32 protein-coding genes are annotated in these 16,080 nt (G+C 37.5%); 29 read left to right on the top strand and 3 right to left on the bottom strand.

Features of this window, described 5'->3' with window-relative positions:
* Positions 1–56: 56 nt before the first annotated feature.
* On the top strand, positions 57–260 hold the full coding sequence (locus IGI38_RS11860; protein ID WP_438730505.1) for a hypothetical protein: 204 nt from the start codon (positions 57–59) through the stop codon (positions 258–260).
* Here the strand turns inward: IGI38_RS11860 and IGI38_RS11855 are convergent.
* Positions 241–621, bottom strand: a complete 381-nt coding sequence (locus IGI38_RS11855; protein ID WP_438730502.1) for a DUF2513 domain-containing protein — start codon at positions 619–621, stop codon at positions 241–243. The genes IGI38_RS11860 and IGI38_RS11855 overlap by 20 nt on opposite strands.
* Positions 622–740: 119 nt before the next feature.
* Positions 741–971 (bottom strand): hypothetical protein, encoded by a 231-nt coding sequence (locus tag IGI38_RS11850; RefSeq protein WP_438730499.1) that lies wholly within the window; start codon positions 969–971, stop codon positions 741–743.
* A 224-nt stretch (positions 972–1,195) separates the two neighbouring features.
* Between IGI38_RS11850 and IGI38_RS11845 the strand changes: the two genes are divergently transcribed.
* From IGI38_RS11845 to IGI38_RS11760, 18 genes are all read left to right on the top strand, one after another.
* Positions 1,196–2,041, top strand: a complete 846-nt coding sequence (locus IGI38_RS11845) for a ParB/RepB/Spo0J family partition protein (protein WP_438730496.1) — start codon at positions 1,196–1,198, stop codon at positions 2,039–2,041.
* Positions 2,025–2,810, top strand: coding sequence for a DUF6551 family protein (locus IGI38_RS11840; RefSeq protein WP_438730493.1), 786 nt, complete (start codon positions 2,025–2,027; stop codon positions 2,808–2,810). The genes IGI38_RS11845 and IGI38_RS11840 overlap by 17 nt, the downstream gene beginning before the upstream one ends.
* A gap of 68 nt (positions 2,811–2,878) precedes the next feature.
* Positions 2,879–3,325 (top strand): hypothetical protein, encoded by a 447-nt coding sequence (locus IGI38_RS11835; RefSeq protein ID WP_438730490.1) that lies wholly within the window; start codon positions 2,879–2,881, stop codon positions 3,323–3,325.
* A gap of 1 nt (position 3,326) precedes the next feature.
* Positions 3,327–3,455, top strand: coding sequence for a hypothetical protein (locus IGI38_RS11830; RefSeq protein ID WP_438730487.1), 129 nt, complete (start codon positions 3,327–3,329; stop codon positions 3,453–3,455).
* Positions 3,442–3,942 carry a hypothetical protein gene (locus IGI38_RS11825; protein WP_438730485.1) on the top strand — a complete coding sequence of 167 codons (501 nt, stop codon included), beginning with the start codon at positions 3,442–3,444 and terminating at the stop codon, positions 3,940–3,942. Before IGI38_RS11830 ends, IGI38_RS11825 begins: the two co-directional genes overlap by 14 nt.
* Positions 3,939–4,604 carry an AAA family ATPase gene (locus IGI38_RS11820; RefSeq protein ID WP_438730482.1) on the top strand — a complete coding sequence of 222 codons (666 nt, stop codon included), beginning with the start codon at positions 3,939–3,941 and terminating at the stop codon, positions 4,602–4,604. Before IGI38_RS11825 ends, IGI38_RS11820 begins: the two co-directional genes overlap by 4 nt.
* Positions 4,605–5,228: a DUF669 domain-containing protein gene (locus IGI38_RS11815; RefSeq protein ID WP_438730479.1), complete on the top strand. Its 624-nt coding sequence runs from the start codon at positions 4,605–4,607 to the stop codon at positions 5,226–5,228.
* 14 nt (positions 5,229–5,242) lie between these two features.
* A complete protein-coding gene (locus IGI38_RS11810) occupies positions 5,243–5,410 on the top strand; it encodes a hypothetical protein (RefSeq protein WP_438730477.1) in 168 nt (55 codons plus the stop codon).
* A 2-nt stretch (positions 5,411–5,412) separates the two neighbouring features.
* Positions 5,413–6,270, top strand: a complete 858-nt coding sequence (locus tag IGI38_RS11805) for a DnaD domain protein (protein ID WP_438730474.1) — start codon at positions 5,413–5,415, stop codon at positions 6,268–6,270.
* A complete protein-coding gene (locus tag IGI38_RS11800) occupies positions 6,267–6,551 on the top strand; it encodes a hypothetical protein (RefSeq protein WP_438730471.1) in 285 nt (94 codons plus the stop codon). The genes IGI38_RS11805 and IGI38_RS11800 overlap by 4 nt, the downstream gene beginning before the upstream one ends.
* On the top strand, positions 6,548–6,847 hold the full coding sequence (locus tag IGI38_RS11795) for a hypothetical protein (protein WP_438730468.1): 300 nt from the start codon (positions 6,548–6,550) through the stop codon (positions 6,845–6,847). Before IGI38_RS11800 ends, IGI38_RS11795 begins: the two co-directional genes overlap by 4 nt.
* Entirely contained in the window at positions 6,844–7,047 is a 204-nt protein-coding gene (locus IGI38_RS11790; RefSeq protein WP_438730466.1) for a hypothetical protein, read from the top strand. The genes IGI38_RS11795 and IGI38_RS11790 overlap by 4 nt, the downstream gene beginning before the upstream one ends.
* A 19-nt stretch (positions 7,048–7,066) precedes the next feature.
* Positions 7,067–8,068, top strand: coding sequence for a tyrosine-type recombinase/integrase (locus IGI38_RS11785; protein ID WP_438730463.1), 1,002 nt, complete (start codon positions 7,067–7,069; stop codon positions 8,066–8,068).
* Between the two features lie 134 nt (positions 8,069–8,202).
* Positions 8,203–8,388 (top strand): helix-turn-helix domain-containing protein, encoded by a 186-nt coding sequence (locus IGI38_RS11780; protein WP_438733365.1) that lies wholly within the window; start codon positions 8,203–8,205, stop codon positions 8,386–8,388.
* Positions 8,388–8,642, top strand: coding sequence for a hypothetical protein (locus tag IGI38_RS11775; protein WP_438730460.1), 255 nt, complete (start codon positions 8,388–8,390; stop codon positions 8,640–8,642). The genes IGI38_RS11780 and IGI38_RS11775 overlap by 1 nt, the downstream gene beginning before the upstream one ends.
* 33 nt (positions 8,643–8,675) lie before the next feature.
* Complete coding sequence (locus IGI38_RS11770; protein WP_438730458.1) at positions 8,676–8,855, top strand: hypothetical protein; 180 nt, start codon at positions 8,676–8,678, stop codon at positions 8,853–8,855.
* Between the two features lie 46 nt (positions 8,856–8,901).
* On the top strand, positions 8,902–9,162 hold the full coding sequence (locus IGI38_RS11765; RefSeq protein ID WP_438730292.1) for a hypothetical protein: 261 nt from the start codon (positions 8,902–8,904) through the stop codon (positions 9,160–9,162).
* A gap of 81 nt (positions 9,163–9,243) precedes the next feature.
* Positions 9,244–9,936 carry a DNA-methyltransferase gene (locus IGI38_RS11760; protein ID WP_438730456.1) on the top strand — a complete coding sequence of 231 codons (693 nt, stop codon included), beginning with the start codon at positions 9,244–9,246 and terminating at the stop codon, positions 9,934–9,936.
* Positions 9,937–9,993: 57 nt separating this feature from the next.
* On the opposite strand, the gene IGI38_RS11755 is transcribed toward IGI38_RS11760, so the two are convergent.
* Complete coding sequence (locus tag IGI38_RS11755; protein ID WP_438730453.1) at positions 9,994–10,230, bottom strand: hypothetical protein; 237 nt, start codon at positions 10,228–10,230, stop codon at positions 9,994–9,996.
* A 331-nt stretch (positions 10,231–10,561) separates the two neighbouring features.
* On the opposite strand from IGI38_RS11755, the gene IGI38_RS11750 reads away from it, so the two are divergent.
* The 10 genes from IGI38_RS11750 to IGI38_RS11705 form a co-directional block, all read left to right on the top strand.
* The gene (locus tag IGI38_RS11750) at positions 10,562–11,158 is read left to right on the top strand and encodes a DUF1642 domain-containing protein (RefSeq protein ID WP_438730450.1); all 597 of its coding nucleotides are present in this window, start codon (positions 10,562–10,564) and stop codon (positions 11,156–11,158) included.
* Positions 11,159–11,169: 11 nt separating this feature from the next.
* Complete coding sequence (locus IGI38_RS11745) at positions 11,170–11,487, top strand: hypothetical protein (RefSeq protein WP_438730447.1); 318 nt, start codon at positions 11,170–11,172, stop codon at positions 11,485–11,487.
* 55 nt (positions 11,488–11,542) lie between these two features.
* Entirely contained in the window at positions 11,543–11,671 is a 129-nt protein-coding gene (locus tag IGI38_RS11740; RefSeq protein WP_438730444.1) for a hypothetical protein, read from the top strand.
* Positions 11,640–11,876, top strand: coding sequence for a hypothetical protein (locus IGI38_RS11735; RefSeq protein ID WP_438730441.1), 237 nt, complete (start codon positions 11,640–11,642; stop codon positions 11,874–11,876). The genes IGI38_RS11740 and IGI38_RS11735 overlap by 32 nt, the downstream gene beginning before the upstream one ends.
* Before the next feature lie 35 nt (positions 11,877–11,911).
* Positions 11,912–12,121: a hypothetical protein gene (locus IGI38_RS11730; RefSeq protein ID WP_438730439.1), complete on the top strand. Its 210-nt coding sequence runs from the start codon at positions 11,912–11,914 to the stop codon at positions 12,119–12,121.
* A gap of 525 nt (positions 12,122–12,646) precedes the next feature.
* Positions 12,647–13,066 (top strand): transcriptional regulator, encoded by a 420-nt coding sequence (locus IGI38_RS11725; RefSeq protein ID WP_438730436.1) that lies wholly within the window; start codon positions 12,647–12,649, stop codon positions 13,064–13,066.
* Positions 13,067–13,522: 456 nt separating this feature from the next.
* Positions 13,523–14,302 (top strand): toll/interleukin-1 receptor domain-containing protein, encoded by a 780-nt coding sequence (locus IGI38_RS11720; RefSeq protein WP_438730434.1) that lies wholly within the window; start codon positions 13,523–13,525, stop codon positions 14,300–14,302.
* A gap of 157 nt (positions 14,303–14,459) precedes the next feature.
* Positions 14,460–14,684: a hypothetical protein gene (locus IGI38_RS11715; protein ID WP_438730431.1), complete on the top strand. Its 225-nt coding sequence runs from the start codon at positions 14,460–14,462 to the stop codon at positions 14,682–14,684.
* Positions 14,685–14,702: 18 nt separating this feature from the next.
* The gene (locus tag IGI38_RS11710) at positions 14,703–15,158 is read left to right on the top strand and encodes a terminase small subunit (protein ID WP_438730428.1); all 456 of its coding nucleotides are present in this window, start codon (positions 14,703–14,705) and stop codon (positions 15,156–15,158) included.
* Positions 15,151–16,080: PBSX family phage terminase large subunit (locus IGI38_RS11705; RefSeq protein WP_438730426.1), on the top strand; the 930-nt coding region annotated here is incomplete at its 3' end. The genes IGI38_RS11710 and IGI38_RS11705, both read left to right, overlap by 8 nt.

Genomic DNA, 16,080 nt, shown 5'->3' with positions numbered 1-16,080 from the left:
AGGTGAAATTGGAACAAATAATAACAAAACTAAAACTTACAAAGGAGGTGGAGAGAATGGAGAAAGAAAAAGAACAGAAGGTTAATGATAATCCAAAGAAATCAACCTTTATTCACGGTTTGTCTTTTTCGGAAAGAACAATATTGTTAGATGATAATAAGCTTTTAGGTGTGACGCATTTTGATTTAAAAAAAAGCTCAACAGGGTATGCTGAGCTCGAGTTAAAGCTGATTGTTCGGGTTAAGGGTTTAGATTATTAGTAATCATAGTTGTTATGACTCCAGTAGCAATTGATGAAAGAGCATCTAATGAAAAACTACCAACATTTGAAGCTATTTCCTTAGTTTTTCTCCAGTTATTTTCGGAACGGATATCGCTTAAGAATTGATGCCCTTTAGGAGAAAGATCAATACAAGAAAAGTCTCCAGATACAGTATATTGCACTTTGTAAAGCATGTCACTCAAATCAGCTTGCCTGAAATGGTAGTAGAGTTCATTCTTATCATATTTTTTTAAGAACTCATCTTGAGAATTATCTTGACAATAAAACATGGTGTTTGAATCCGTTGTTTTTTCAATCTCTAATAATAAATCTCGGATACAATCAGGATTTAATTTCATAAATTCACCTCCAATAATAAATTTCAGCATGGCAGTGCTGATAATTAATTATAACAATGAGGTGAAAACGGAACAAACAATAACAAAAAGGGGCAAGCATCTACTCGCCCCAGCAAAGATTACGGTTCGAAATCATCTTCACGGCAACATTTAGGACAAAGGACAAATGATTTCTTAGGGAATATTTTTTCTGCGCGGCAAAGAGCATGTGTGGAACTCGGAGCAATGCCAATGTAGACTCTGGCAAACTCTTCGGGTAAATAAGGGCATTCCATTGTATGAATAACATACTTGACCTCACGGTTTGAAATACGATTAAAAAAGTAAATGGGTGTTCGATTCACCGCCATTTTTTCACCTCCTTAGGGAGATTATACAACAGAAAGGAAGTTGGAAATGAAAAAAACATATTGGCTCCGACGTGCCACTCTTGGGCTGTCACTGTTTGGCGCAGGAGCAGCGGTAACAGGTTACATACCAATATGGCTACGAATTATCTTACTTGCTGGTGTAGGCGGCAATTTACTGCTAGGAGAAGAATTTGAGTTTGAGCGACGTGCTGGGAGGTGAGGGCGTGGAGTTTTCAACGGTAAATATTAACGAATTGAAAGAAGACAAAACATTATCCAAATTAGTTCCTGAAATGACAACTGATGAGTACGAACATTTTGTAGACAGTGTTAAAAAATCAGGTGTTCAAACACCGATTCACATCAGAAATGACATGACAATTTTAGATGGCAGACATCGAGTGAGAGCGTGCAAACAACTTGGAATCATGGAAATTGAATGTTTAGTTCATAACTTCGATAAATCAGAATCAATTGAATTTGTAAGGGATACAGCGATTGAACGGAGAAATTTGACCCCAGTTCAAAGAGCGGACATCGTTTTAAGAAGTGATGATTTGATTGGCAAAATTCGCAATCAAGCGAAAGAAAATCAAGGTACACGCAATGATTTAACTTCTAGGTCCTCGGACCCAAAAGTTAAACAATATAGCACTAGAAAAAAATTAGCTGATATTGCAGGAATAAGTGAGTCCACTATGAAACGAGTTATGAGAGCTAAAAAAGAAGATGAAGAACTTTATAAGAAAGTCGTATCTGGAGAGGTTAGTCCAAAAAAGTCAGAAAGAATTATCGTAGAAAAGAAGAAATCAAATGTGGTACCAATCAACATTCCTAAACCAATGACACCAGATGAAACAAAAATGTTGATGGCGGTGGAAAATTTGGACTTGAACTTCAACCAGATTATACATTACGTGGATAATAACGGCGAAAAGTTGTACGACGCAATCTGTCAAACATATGAAGAAAGACCAGAATTTATGGAAAAAGCGCACGCGGCGCTACAACAATTATTAAATTTAATGGATGCATACCAAGGAGGAAAACACAATGACAAAACAATTTAATCCAAATAGTTACCCGAAAAGTATTTCACGTATTCCACTGACACAAATTAATGTTGCTGATTATCAACGAGTTGTACGTGAATCGACAGTAAGAAAAATTATCAATAATTTTGATCCGCGTGGATTAGGAAGTCTGTTAGTAAGCAAACGTGATGGTAAATATTGGGTCTTTGATGGTCAACATAGATTAAAAGCATTGCAGTCTTTAGGTGCTAAAACTGCAGAATGTATTGTTTATGAAGGTATGACTTATTTAGATGAAGCGAAAGCGTGGGATTATTTTAACCTTAAGTCGAGTCGGGCGACTCGTTTGGATCAGGCAAACGCTGAAATTAAACGAGGGGATACATTCGCTATTGCCTTAAATAAAACAGTAGAAGAAACCGGGTTATCAATTGATTACCAACAAACAGGTCGTGACGGTTATATATCAGCATATATTGCATTAGAAAAAATATATAAAGAATATGGTCGGGACAGACTACAAAAAACTTTACGTTTCATCAAACAAGTATTTGGGCTATCAAGAAAAGCATTTCAACGTTCGATGATGATCGGAATGACAGAATTCTTTGTTAGATATGAAAAAAATCCGAAATTTGACCAACGCTTCCTAGAAAAAAGATTGGTAAACAACGGATTACAAGTATTGCTAAATTTAGCTACTCGAAACAAGAAACAATACAACCAAACATTGGAAGAAGCAACTGTTTCAGCCTTACTTGAATTGTACAATAGTAACAAAAAATTTGAAAATCGTTTGAGATAATTAAAAGCTCACTACGCCAGCAAGCAATTAGTGAGCACATAAAGGAATACATCTAAGGAGAATATACCATGAATAACAAAAAATTTGAACTAACAGATGAAAAAATCGAAAGATTTGGACGAACACTATATCGGATTAAAGCTTTAAAAAGCTTCGGAAATGTTGACGAAGGTGAACTTGGCGGATTCGTCGAGAAAGAAGAAAACATAAATCAGCATGGTAACGCTCGGGTCTATGGTGACGCTCGGGTCTGTGGTAACGCTTGGGTCTGTGATATTAGCGGAATTTTATGGATAACCCCTGTCGGTTCAGAATACGGAACGTTGACTGTTGCAAGAAATAAAAATGGCGGGCTATTTGTCAGTCGTGGATGTTTTAGCGGAACACTATGCGATTTTGAAGCTGCGGTTGAAAAGACTCACGGTAACAGTCGATACGGTGAAGAGTACAGAGCAGCGATTAAGTTTATTAAGTTGAGATTTGGTATTGATGAGATAAGTGAAGAAGGTGCTTGACATGAGTTTTGATTACGACACTGCAATATCCGATCTTGATAATCAAGCTTTTACAAATGTAATTCAAGGTGCTGGACAGGAACCACCTAGAAACATGGAAGGATGGGATGACGAGGATGACGAACCTTGAACACTTAACCAAGCAACTAGAGCGACTAGAACAAGAGAAATTAACGAAATACAAAGAGCACACGGAAAAAATTCAAGAATTACAAGCGGTGAGAACGAAAATTGATCAGGAATATGAACAAGAAATTGAATCAGTGAAGTATTTGATTTTAGAGCAACTAGGCGATCAAGAAGAAATCGAGACTGAAAGTTTTATTGTATCTAAAAAGCATCCTGATTTAACCAAACCGTCCTATTACAAACTGCAATTGCCGAAAGATAAAGAACAAAAAGAGCGGTTTATTGAATATATGAAAAAGGAGCATCCGGAGTTAATCAAAGAGAAAACGGAGTACAGTCCAATTCAACTGGACATAAAAAAGTTGGTAGCAGATCAAGTGTTCCATTTAACCGATGAGAACCAAATTGTTGATGAGAACGGACAATTGATACCGCATCTGAGTGCTGATGTGAAAGGAATCGAGCCGAAAGTGAAGGTGAAAAAATGAAATTCTATCCTAACGGATCCGTACCAGAACAAGCCAGTATGTACATGATTTACGGTGATGGAGGCACTGGTAAAACATCATTAACCAAACTGTTTCAAGGGAATAAAATGCTTTTTAGTTTTGACCTTTCTACCAATGTGATTAGATCGGATAAGGATACCTCAGTTGTTCAATTAGAAAGTCATGATGCACCAAATATTCAGGCTTTAGTAAATAAATGGGTATACAGTGCGTTAAGCAAGCCAGAATACGATGTCATCATTCTGGATAATGTAACAGCTTTGCAAAATCTTGTGTTGGAAAATATAGATGGTGCGTCAAAAGACGGACGTCAGAACTATCAAAAGTTACAACTATGGTTTAGACAGCTAGGAACTCGATTAAGAGAGAGCAATAAAACAATTTATGCGACCGCTCATCAACTTGATAACGGCGTGGCAGGTTTAGATGGAAAAGGCCGATTCAGCGCAGACATGAACGAAAAAACATTCAATGCGTTTACTTCGATGTTTGATGTAGTAGGTCGGATTTATATTGACGGTGGCAAGCGCCTAATTGATTTAGATCCAGAGAATGGTAATCATGCAAAAAATCGCTTAGATAATCGAAAACTTATCGAAGCCAATGAATTAATAAATATCAAAAAGGAAGAGGTAATTTAAATGGTTCTATTTACTACAGATTCAACTAATGTGTTCGGAAAATTCGTAGAAGAAGCTGGGAGTTACAATGTAGTGATCCTTCAAGATTCTGAGTACAAGCTTACTAATGACGGAACAAAAGAAATGGCCGTACTTAATTATGAAGTTGTAGACGGCAAATATGCCGGAGGGAAAGTTTTGTATCATAACATCGTCTGGGATAACGGAGACGTAGAGCTTTCAACGAAACGGTTCAACACTTTGTTAGCCGCAATTGGAGTTCCGGATGGCACACCAATCGAGACCCTTCAACACTTAGTTCAAGCAGTAAAAGGGAAAAAACTAAATATAGCTGTTGAATGGCAGAAAAGTGATTATAACGGCAAGTGGAACTTGAATGTTAAACGCCAACAGAAAACTGATCCTGAAGGAAGCAAGCCAAACGGTGTAATTCGACCAAACGAACAACAGATGACCCAACAACGGCAAAATCAAATCGACAGCGCTGCTAATATGGTTGCTCACAACAATACGTTCCAAGATACACTGACTGGTGTTGATCCAGTCAGAGATACGCGAAGTTTTGCGAATGGTGGCTTTGGCGGATCGTCAATCGATATTTCTGACGATGATCTTCCATTTTAGAAAGTGTGATTTAAATGAAATACCCCTTTAAGCTCATTGGTTATGATGAAACGAATCGGGTACTGTCAGTTCAATTGTTTGAATCGCTGGATGTGGAGCGTTTATCAACTATTTTCTCTGGCGATTTGAACAATGTGATTGGTGGTTTGATTATTTCCGATCCTAGTAGAAAGGAGGTTTAACTTTGGACTACATCAGACAGATTAATGCCTTTGAAAATTGGCTTGAATATAACGAGCTTGGCGCTGGTCCCCAACTGCTTTGGTATAAGCTCATGGCAATAGCAAACAAAAGTGGATGGCAGAGCGAATTATCGATCGCCAATACAAGGCTACAATCAATGACTAAAACGTCTGAAAAAACTTTGATTAACAACAGAAATCAGTTAATCCAAACTGGACTCCTTCAATATAAAAAGAGAGGTCGCACAAAAGCAGGGCTATACGTTCTCTCTGATATAACTGGAAATTTTCCAGTAAAAACGAAAGTAAATAATCTTACTACTGGAAAAACTACAGTAGATACTACAGTAAATACGAAAGTAAATACTACAGTAAATAGTTCAGTAGATTCTACAGTAGATACTTCAGCTTATATAAACAATACAAAACTAAACAAAACAAAAGATAATCATCATGATGAAAAATCGCCTCTTCGTTTAGCAAACGAATACTGGGGTCAAAATCGGCCGATGAACAGTATTTTACAAGATGCGATTTTGAGATGGTGCAATCAATGGCCAAACGAAATGATTGTTTATGCGTTGGAATTAGCTTATGAGAATTCCGTTAGTGTGAATGGGGTAAAACCTTATGTCAACGTCATATTGAACAAATGGGCAGAGAAAAAGATCGATACTTTGGAAAAAGCCAAAGCCAATACAAAACCCAAAAAGACAGGGTATTTCAACAAACGAGTAGAACAATTGCCGGATCACATAGCAAATCCGCCGGATGACAAGCTAAACGCTGAAGAAAAAGAAAGAGCAGAGCAAATGTTCGAGAAGTATCGACAATTAAATGATAAAGGAGTGGCAGAATGACTGATTTAGAATTAGCTGGCTTAATTACTTCACTGTTGCCTAATGAATTTCGAGAAAAGTTAATTGGGACGCTGGAACGTTTTGAAAAAATCACGAAGCAAATAAAAGCGGAAACCCAAGAATCAAATTACCATTTTTGTCGATACATGGAGATATATTGGCTTGCTGTTTATAACGATCGATATGAATACAGCGATTTACAAAAACGGGGGTATTCTGAATGGCGCAAAAAAGCAGAAGAGATGCGTCAAAGATTGCAACATAAGGCGGTGAGCGCATGACTTGTTTAACTGATAAAGAGCGATTTAGACATCTGATGGCGCACCCGAATTATTGGAAAGATGAGTCGATCCAGAAGGAGGCTAATGCGCTAGGTAAGAGAATCTGGAACCAATCATCAAAAAGACCAAGAAAAATGATTCAAGTGAGTATTGGAGATAAGGTTGTTTTAACTGGAACTTGTGTTGAAATAGCGAGACGATCAAATCTCTCTGAAACACATATCAAGAATTTGGCAAGACAAAACGGAACGGATAGCTTTGGAAAAACGTATAGATATCTGGAGGGGCCACTATGAAGTTGTGGGAGCGTCAGAGAATTGATCGACAAGTACGGATTTTTGTTAAATCTATGCCTGATGGGTATGAGAAAGAGACACCAAAGGAGCAATTAATTAGTGAAATATTAACGGCAAACAATTGGTTCGTTTCAATCTCAAAACCAATGGAAATCATTCGAGAGGAAGTAGAAAAACAATTTGATATGTATGTGAGATGACCTCGAAAGGGTGGTAATCATGGAAGCGAGAAATATAGTAATTAACTCTGTTATTCGCCGCATGGAACCTGATTTGAACAATGATCAATTGAAAAGACTAAAAATCGTTTTGACGTTGCATCTTGGAAATTTTAGCCTTGAAGAGGAAAAAAATGAACTAGTAATTTATGACGAAACTAGTGATATTGCCGCATACAAGCAATACTTTGTTTCAATGAAACTCAAAAATCTGTCTGACGGAACAATAGCATTAAGAATGAGAACACTCGATAAATTTATGCGATGGATCAGAAAACCATATTCAGATATTACAACTTGGGATATCAAGAATTATCTTGCACAGAGAACAATGATTGATCGACTAGCTAGTTCAACACTTGAACGTGAACGAGGAACAATATGTCTTTTTTTCAAATGGCTATATGAAGAGGAGTATCTTATAAAAGACATTGGGAAAAGCGTTGAGAAGATTCATGTTGAAAAAAGGCTGAGACGTGCTTTTACACCTGTAGAAGTCGAGTTATTGAGAAATGCTTGTAGAAAGCCTAAAGAAAGAGCTGTGATCGAAATGTTGCTTTCTACAGCGTGCCGAGTTAGCGAATTAGTGTCTATCCGTATGGAAGATTATGATTCAGCACGCGGCGAAGCAACTGTGATCGGTAAAGGTAATAAGGAGCGAGTAGTCTATTTCAACGCTAAGGCGAAAGTAGCGATTGATAATTATTTGAAAGTTAAACCACATTTTCAAGGCCCCATTCTTTGTGGATTAAAGGGACCAGGAACGACTATGACTACAAATGGGGTTCAAAAAATGATTAGAGAGATCGCCAATCGAGCAAATATTACTAAGGCTCATCCGCATAAATTCCGACGTACAGCGGCAACATTCGCAATTAATCAAGAAGTGGACATAAACGATGTAAGGATATTTTTGGGTCACGAGGATATCAAAACAACGCAGCATTACATCGATTCTACAGGAGTAGATTTTAAACAGAAACACAGTAAATTTATAGCTTAACAAGTAATACGATTAATGTTTAACATTGTCGGCCCCCAGTATGAAAGTTCCTGTAAGTGGGGCATTAGCTTACTTAAGTAAGCTATCGTAAAAGGTCGTACAAGGAGGCGTGTGACACGTTAAATACAAAACGGATAAATGAACGGCTCATCGAAAAAGAGATGACAGACTATCGTTTGGCGAAGATTATTAACGTTTCAACTGGACACATGACGCGACTCATGACAGGAGACATAAAAGACCCGAGATTTGAACTTGTCTGCAAAATAGCAGATGCACTTGATATCACAGTAGATGAATTGAGAAAGAAGGATAAATGATGAATGAAGAAGAAATCTTAAAGCTATTAAAATTGACTATCGGTGATACTGTTCCACACGGATCTCATGGAATTGATATGGAAAAAATCCAACCAAACATCCAGCTATTAGGGAATGTAGCTACCGAATTAGTTAGTCAGTTAGAGGGATTAGCCAAAGCCTATGAAGATAGACAAGAAAATTCCATTCAAGCGTGCGGCAAAGAAGCTAGATACTGGATCGACTTTATTAAGAGTGAAGTCTTAGCAGGCTAGCTGGGGCATTAGTGTAGGAAAGGCTGAAAGTATATGGAGTTGGAAGAATTTACAAAAGGATTGTCTGAGAAGGAATTACAAGTTTTCTTTGAAGATTGGGAAAGTTACAAAAAGAAAAGAGAACAACTATTGAAGAATAGACCCAAAAAAAGTATTGGGTTGAGCCAATTCGCAAAAGAACAAATAGATAAATTTTCTAAAGAAGACAAATAATACCTATGCTAACGGAGGATACAGAGGAGGAATCTAATTGGGAGATATGGGAGATTATTGGCGAGATGTTAAGCCGTATCTCAAAGAACGTAGGCAGAAACATGTTCAGCACATGGGAAACTCTGCTAGTAGAAATATAGAAAAACTCGGTTATGACTACAAACACTATCCTAATAATCATCAATTCGCTATCGAGACAAAAAAAGGAATCATTGATTATTGGGGCACAACAGGAACTTGGATCGATCGGAGAACTAAAAAAAGAGGTAAAGGGCTTGAGAGCCTTAGAAACTACTTAAGTCAATAAACGACAGCTATCAAGTAGGAAAAAAGGGGAGTGAGAATAACGAAAACAAATTTAATTTACAACGAGGACTGTTTAGAAGGAATGAAAAGAATTCCAGACAGATCCATCGACATGATTTTATGTGACCTTCCTTACGGAACGACTGCAAATACATGGGATTCAGTCATACCTTTTGATCTTTTATGGGTCCAGTACGAGCGAATCATCAAAGACAATGGCGCTATTGTTCTCACTGCAAGTCAGCCTTTTACCACTGAAGTAATAGCCAGCAACAAAAAAATCTTCAGGTATGAGTTGATATGGGAAAAAGATAATGCTACGGGATTTCTAGCGGCACATATTAAGCCGATGAAGATCCACGAAAATATCCTTGTCTTTTATAAAAGCACTCCAAAATACAATCCGCAAATGAGAGATGGCTTTGCAGCGTATAAAGCCAAAAACGGAATGGGGAGTACAAATTACAGGCAACAAAGAGAAGTAGTGACAGAATCAGACGGGAAAAGATTTCCGATTAGCATTTTGAAGTTTAAGAGAGACAAAGAGAAGAGCCATCCAACACAAAAACCTGTTGCGTTGTTTGAATATCTGATCAAAACATTTACAGATAAAAACGAGATCGTTCTTGATAACTGTATGGGTAGCGGAACAACAGCAATTGCTTGTTTAAATACCGATCGAAGATATATAGGCTATGAAACTAATAAAGACTATTTTGAAATGTCTTTAGACAGAATAAAAAACAATACAACTCAACTGGATCTGTTTGGTTAGTTCCGGTAACCACACCTATCAAAGAAAAAACACTGAGTACTAAGCTCAGTGTAAGTATCAAATATTCATTTGCATTTGACAATCGATTATCGCATCTTGTATTTTATCAAAACTCTTGATGTCAAGGTCATAAATGGAGAGTTTCATTTTCATAGCTTTGATCTCTTTTAAGTTTAAAACAGCAAATAGACTTCTAATAGTCTTCGCACTAGGATTATCAAAGTTTGCTTTTTCTAGGGAAGCATATATTCGATAATTAGAAACATAAACGTGTACAGGATAAAAGTTAGTCATTGTTTTCACATCCTTATGGTACTCAACAACCATAACACCAAAAAGGATAATAATGTGAATAAGAGGCGAAACGTAAGTAAAACATAATCCAATGACTATGATTGACGAATAAAACCAGCTGTTTCCGCAACTGGTTTAGAGCTAAATTGATGTACTTCGACTGTTTATTTAGCTCTTCATTAGTATAGCACGTATATTTTTAAAATGATTGCCAAGACTGATGAGATGATAAGTCAGTAATCTCAGCCTATCAAGTAAGAAAAAAGATGGCCATTGAAAATGTAGGAAAAGGGCCATCGAAAATGTAGGTCAGTTAATTAGGAGGTATGAAATGAAAACAGAAGAAGCAATCGAACAAATTAAAAAAATTAGCGAATACCCTGGAACATATCCATGCGCGATCGTCAGAACGCCGAATGTGATTGAAGTGATCAAATGTATTGACGCACCGCAGGTAACCGACGAACAAGCATGGAACAAGATTGCCGAGGCTTATCCAGAAACGACTCAGAGCTTGAGAATCACTTTAGATCACGCTGTATTCGGTCAAGAAGCAGAACCGCAGAAAGTCAAAGTGCCAGCGTTTGTGGCGGAGTGGTTTGAAGAAAATAAACATAACCTAAACTTTGCCATCTTTGAACTCTGTGAAGTTGGCAAAGCACCAGTAGATTTGAGTGAAGGACTAACAGATTTTGAAAAATGGTTTTATCTAAACCAAGATATAGAAACTCTTGTCCGCATGGTTGACGGCTACGAGGTCGAGGAGCAACTCTACGTCATGCCATTGCCATATGTGGAACTTTCAGTTCATTACTGCATAGATAAAGATGGGAAAGTTGTTTTTAGACAAGGAAACGCTCAAAAGTTCACTGAAGAAGAACTTGACGAATATTTCCCTGATATTAAACATTTTGCTGTGAAAGTGTAGGTGTGAGTGGAATGGAAGAGAAAAGCAAAATGAATCAAATCAATAACTTGGCGTTTGACATAATGCATGAAACAAATCAGGCAGAACCATTCGATCGTGCGGCTGAAATATATCAACTATCTTTACGGCCTAAGCTCAACGAAAACCAGCAGGTCGTGTTGGAGTGGTTGAAGTGGTCCGTTGAAGAGCAAGGAAGTTCTTCTATGGATGCTGTTTACTTGCTTGCACTTGGAGAAACTCTTGTGTCCGTTTCTCTGGCATATATAGCTTTGACACCGGATCAGCAAACCCAAGTCATAGCAGTCTTTTCGAAAGAGGTGGCGGAATAGATGTGTAAATATTGTGACGGTTCCATTCATGAAGTAGAAGAGAAGGATTACGTACATGTTGATACAACTGGAAGAACTATCCGTATTAAAGCATATCCAGAGGGATACGAAGATGGCACTTGTATTTATATTAGACGAAAATTTTGCCATGAATGCGGAAGAAAGTTGGTGGCGGAATGAATAAAAGACAGCGGAAAAAGAGAATTAAAACAGAGTTAGGCACAGTTAGTGTTAGTTTGGCAGATGTTTACAATGATCCGATAGATGCGGCACAACGTGCATCAGCTATCATTGCCGCCGCTTATCAATGTGATGAGTCTCTTAAAACGAGAGTCATTATTCAATTAGAAGTTGGTCGATTGAGCAATCTGGTTAATTTAGCAAATTAGATCCGGTAACCGAAGCATTAGAGGAGGAAAAATAAATGAAAAAAATAACTAATGGAATAGAAGACTTTAGCAGAGAACAACTACTAGATTATTGTGAGAATTTAGAGGCGCAATTACTGGAAGCAGAAGCTGTTAATAAAGTGTACAAGAAGCATTTAGAGCAAGTAATTGAATACCACTCAGTTGAGAAATACCGATCCATTGTACAAAAAAATAGAGAAGCAGCGGTAACTGCTCCTCAATAATTTAGCCTTTGTGACACGCGTAGCAACAGAAGTAACAGCCATCAAAATTATAATTACCATTAGGGTTGACTCGAACCATATGATTTATGGCTTCTTGACAATTGCTGAAGTAACCAACAGTCAATTGGTTTTTAGGTAAAGGTAAATGTGTGCATGAATCTGTGTGGATTTCGTGCCGGCCTTTATCGTCAGCATTCTTATTACAAATGTAATTAGGCATAAAATATCTCCTTATCAGTATTTCAGTGGACCACTCACTGATAAGGAGATTATAGCCACAGATTCTATCGTCATGGCAACCGCGAACGGTACTATATCAATCGTAAATGGTGCTGAAGGTAAAAAAAGACTGCCGCTTCCACCCGACAGTCCCTGAGCTAGGGGTTATTCATAAACATCACTGAGAGGATGACATTCTCTAGCTCAGGATTATTATACAACAAAAAAGCGCTCGATTCCTTAACCAAGCGCAGAAAACATAATTGACCTGTCAGTCAATTATATCAAATATGCGGAGGTTATGGAATGGCAGAATTAACTAAAACTAAATTAGCGGATTTGGAAGAGGACTTCCGATCATATAAAAAGATACCAAGTAAAATAGCCGAGGCTTTGGTTGCTAGAGAGTGGAAACCAGAAGATGCAAATTCTTGGATTAAGGGTAGTCAAACTCATACAGAAAAAGCTCTGACTGATTTAATTAAGAGAGAAGACAACAAGAGCTACCTATATTACTCAAAGTTGTATGCTGATATTACTAATGCCTATGAATTGCTTAGTGACGAACTAAAAGAAATTGTCGATAAATTTATGTGGGGCGATAGTGACTATCTTGGTTGGACGGAAATAGCAGAACAAGTTCATTGTTCAACGGGCAGTGTATATCGTAAAAGATATAAGATACTAGAAACTTTGGCAAAACAACGTGGAATACTACCAGAATGAGAAAAAAAGCGGTATTATTCCGCTTGTCAATACCCTAAAATAGTATTATCAGAGAGTTATGAATTAATCCGCCAAGCAGACGACTCAAACTAACTTTATTGGCATGAAGTTTCTCCTTATACCTCTTAACATAAAAACGTCTAGCTTGGTGGATTTAATGGCGGCACACAAAAAAATAAACTATGAATGGAGTTGAAAAACTTCATTTCGTTTAAAGTTCACGTGCCGTCTTTATGTCACTGTGGCGGAAGTAGAAGACGCAGCCCAAGTGGTGAATAACCTAGCTGATAGTGTAACAATGCGGACCACTTGGGCGGTCTTTTTATTTTTAGCGAAAAGGAGTTGATACAAATGGGAATTCAAAGTGGAACAATCAATGTGGAAGATATTGTCCGAGGCAGGATTGACAAATATTTTTTTAAAACATACGATGGTTCCGAACAAGGAGGAAAACGTATGAAAAAAACAATATTTATCAGCCATATTTCAGAAGAAGCGCCGTTAGCTAAATTGCTAAAAGATGAAATTGAAAAAAAGTTCCTTGGACTTGTAGATGTTTTTGTTTCATCGGACGGATCCAGTATCGAAACTGGCAAGATGTGGTTAGAGCAAATTACAAATGCTTTGAATAATGCGGACGTAATGATCGCCCTTTGCAGTGAAGAATCCGTACAACGACCGTGGGTCAACTTCGAAATGGGTGCAGGGTGGCAAAAAGGGATAAGTGTTATTCCAGCATGTCATACAAATATGACTGTGTCGAAGTTGCCTTCGCCGATTAACTCCCTGCAAGCAGTTTCGATAAGCAATAAATATGGTTTAGATAAAATCTTTGAAGTTCTAGTTGATTGCCTTGAAGGGGATAAAAGCAATCCGATATTGAAAGCCAATGACGATCTCTTAGTAGCAATCAATAAGTTTGAGCAAAAAAATAGTCTCGACGACAACTTACTCATGCGAGTGGATCAACTATTCGCAAAAATTCCTGCTATAAAAAATTTATTCTTAGAAGGTGGCAAAGGCGGAGTATATAATTTTCCGATGTCAGATTATGACTACAATTCAAACAAAGACCTATTTTCAGAATTGCTTGAATTGAAAGTCGCTGAAATAGTTGTTAATAAAAAGGCAGGGATGGGCATTCATATGGATGGGTGGCAGCTTATGTGTAAAGTCAAATTGATGAAAAGACACGAGCGGTGGCTGAACCTGTATCAAACAAATAATAATTCTTAACAGTCTCCTCGTGAGGCTGTTTTATTTTGCCTACAAAAATAGACCACCGTCGGGTAACAGTGGTCAGAGAGATACTGAAAAAGAATATTAGGGTTGTTTGTAACTAAAGTATAGCATCGTAACGATCACAAAACAATACAAAAAAGGACTAATTATTATGAGAACTTACTGGTACGTGTCGTTAAACAATAAATACCCGCTGCCAATGAAAGGACAGTATAAACGTGTAGTGATGTCTGTTCAAATGAAGGCGAAGTATTCGATTGTAGAAATGATCAGAGAGGTAACGCCAGTAGAGATTGATTATTGCAAGCTAGTCTATTGTGGAAACGGATATTGGAAAGATGACCATATACAAGAGAACATCAGAAAATACATATAGAGAGGTGGTGGCGTTGATGTGGCAAACTTAACACCAAAACAGAAAGCTTTTGCAGATGAATATATTATTAACGGTGGTAATGCAACTCAAGCCGCCATCAAAGCGGGATACAGTAAAAAAACAGCTGGAAGAATTGCTGGGCAAAACTTGAAAAAACTTGAAATTGTAAAATATATGGCCAGCAAAGTGAAACCTATTGAAGAAGAACGAGACTTTAGCATAGAAGATGCCATGAATAATCTAATCGATCTGTTAACTGGGAAGCCTATCACAAGTCAGAGTAAGCAGATTGATCACTTACAAGGCAATAAATTAGTTAAAGATATGACTTATCAATATTCCGCTGATCCAGACCAGCGAATAAAAGCGTTAGATATTTATTTTAAAGTGACCGGCGCTTATGACAAAAAAGAGCCTGATGTGAACAATGAGCCTATAACTATCGTTGATGAGTGGAGTGATTCTGATGAGTAAGATTCATATCCAAAAGGAAGTCAACCCACATTTTAAACCCATTTGGCTTTCTAAAAAACCTTATAACGTGCTGAAAGGTGGACGGAACAGTTTTAAGTCATCGGTGATTGCGCTCAAATTAGTCTTTATGATGGTTCAATACATTTTAAAGGGTGAAAAAGCAAATGTTGTCGTCATTCGTAAAGTAGCGAATACCATTCGAGACAGTGTGTATTTAAAGATTCAGTGGGCGTTAAATAAGTTCGCTGTATTTAATCAGTTTTCATGCACCGTTAGCCCGTTTAAAATCACTCACAAAAAAACTGGATCGACCTTTTATTTTTATGGTCAAGATGATTTCCAAAAATTGAAATCAAATGATATTGGTAATATTATTGCCGTTTGGTACGAAGAAGCGGCAGAATTCAACAATGCAGAGGATTTTGACCAATCGAACGTCACATTCATGAGGCAAAAACATGCACTAGCAACTCAGGTTCAGTTTTTTTGGTCATACAACCCACCTAGAAATCCCTACTCTTGGATCAATGAATGGGTTGAAACCCTACAAGGGCACTCAAATTATTTAATCCATGAATCCAGCTATCAAGACGATAGGTTGGGGTTTGTCACCGATCAAATGTTAAGCGATATAGAGCGTGTAAAAGAAAATGACTTTGATTATTACCGTTACTTGTATCTTGGTGAGCCAGTTGGTTTAGGAACGAATGTTTATAATATGAATCTATTTCATGAATTAGATGAGCTGCCCGATGATGATCGGATAGTAGCACTATACTACGCTACAGACGTTGGGCACCAAACATCGGCTACTGTTTGTCTATGTTTCGGATTGACTGCTAAAGGGAACGTAATACTTTTGAATATGTATTACTATTCACCACAAGGAAAAGCAATAAAAAAGGCGCCTAGTGACCTTTCC

Source organism: Enterococcus sp. AZ128 (assembly GCF_051714485.1).
Taxonomy (GTDB): Bacteria; Bacillota; Bacilli; order Lactobacillales; family Enterococcaceae; genus Enterococcus_A.
This window is presented reverse-complemented; position numbering and strand designations above follow the sequence as displayed.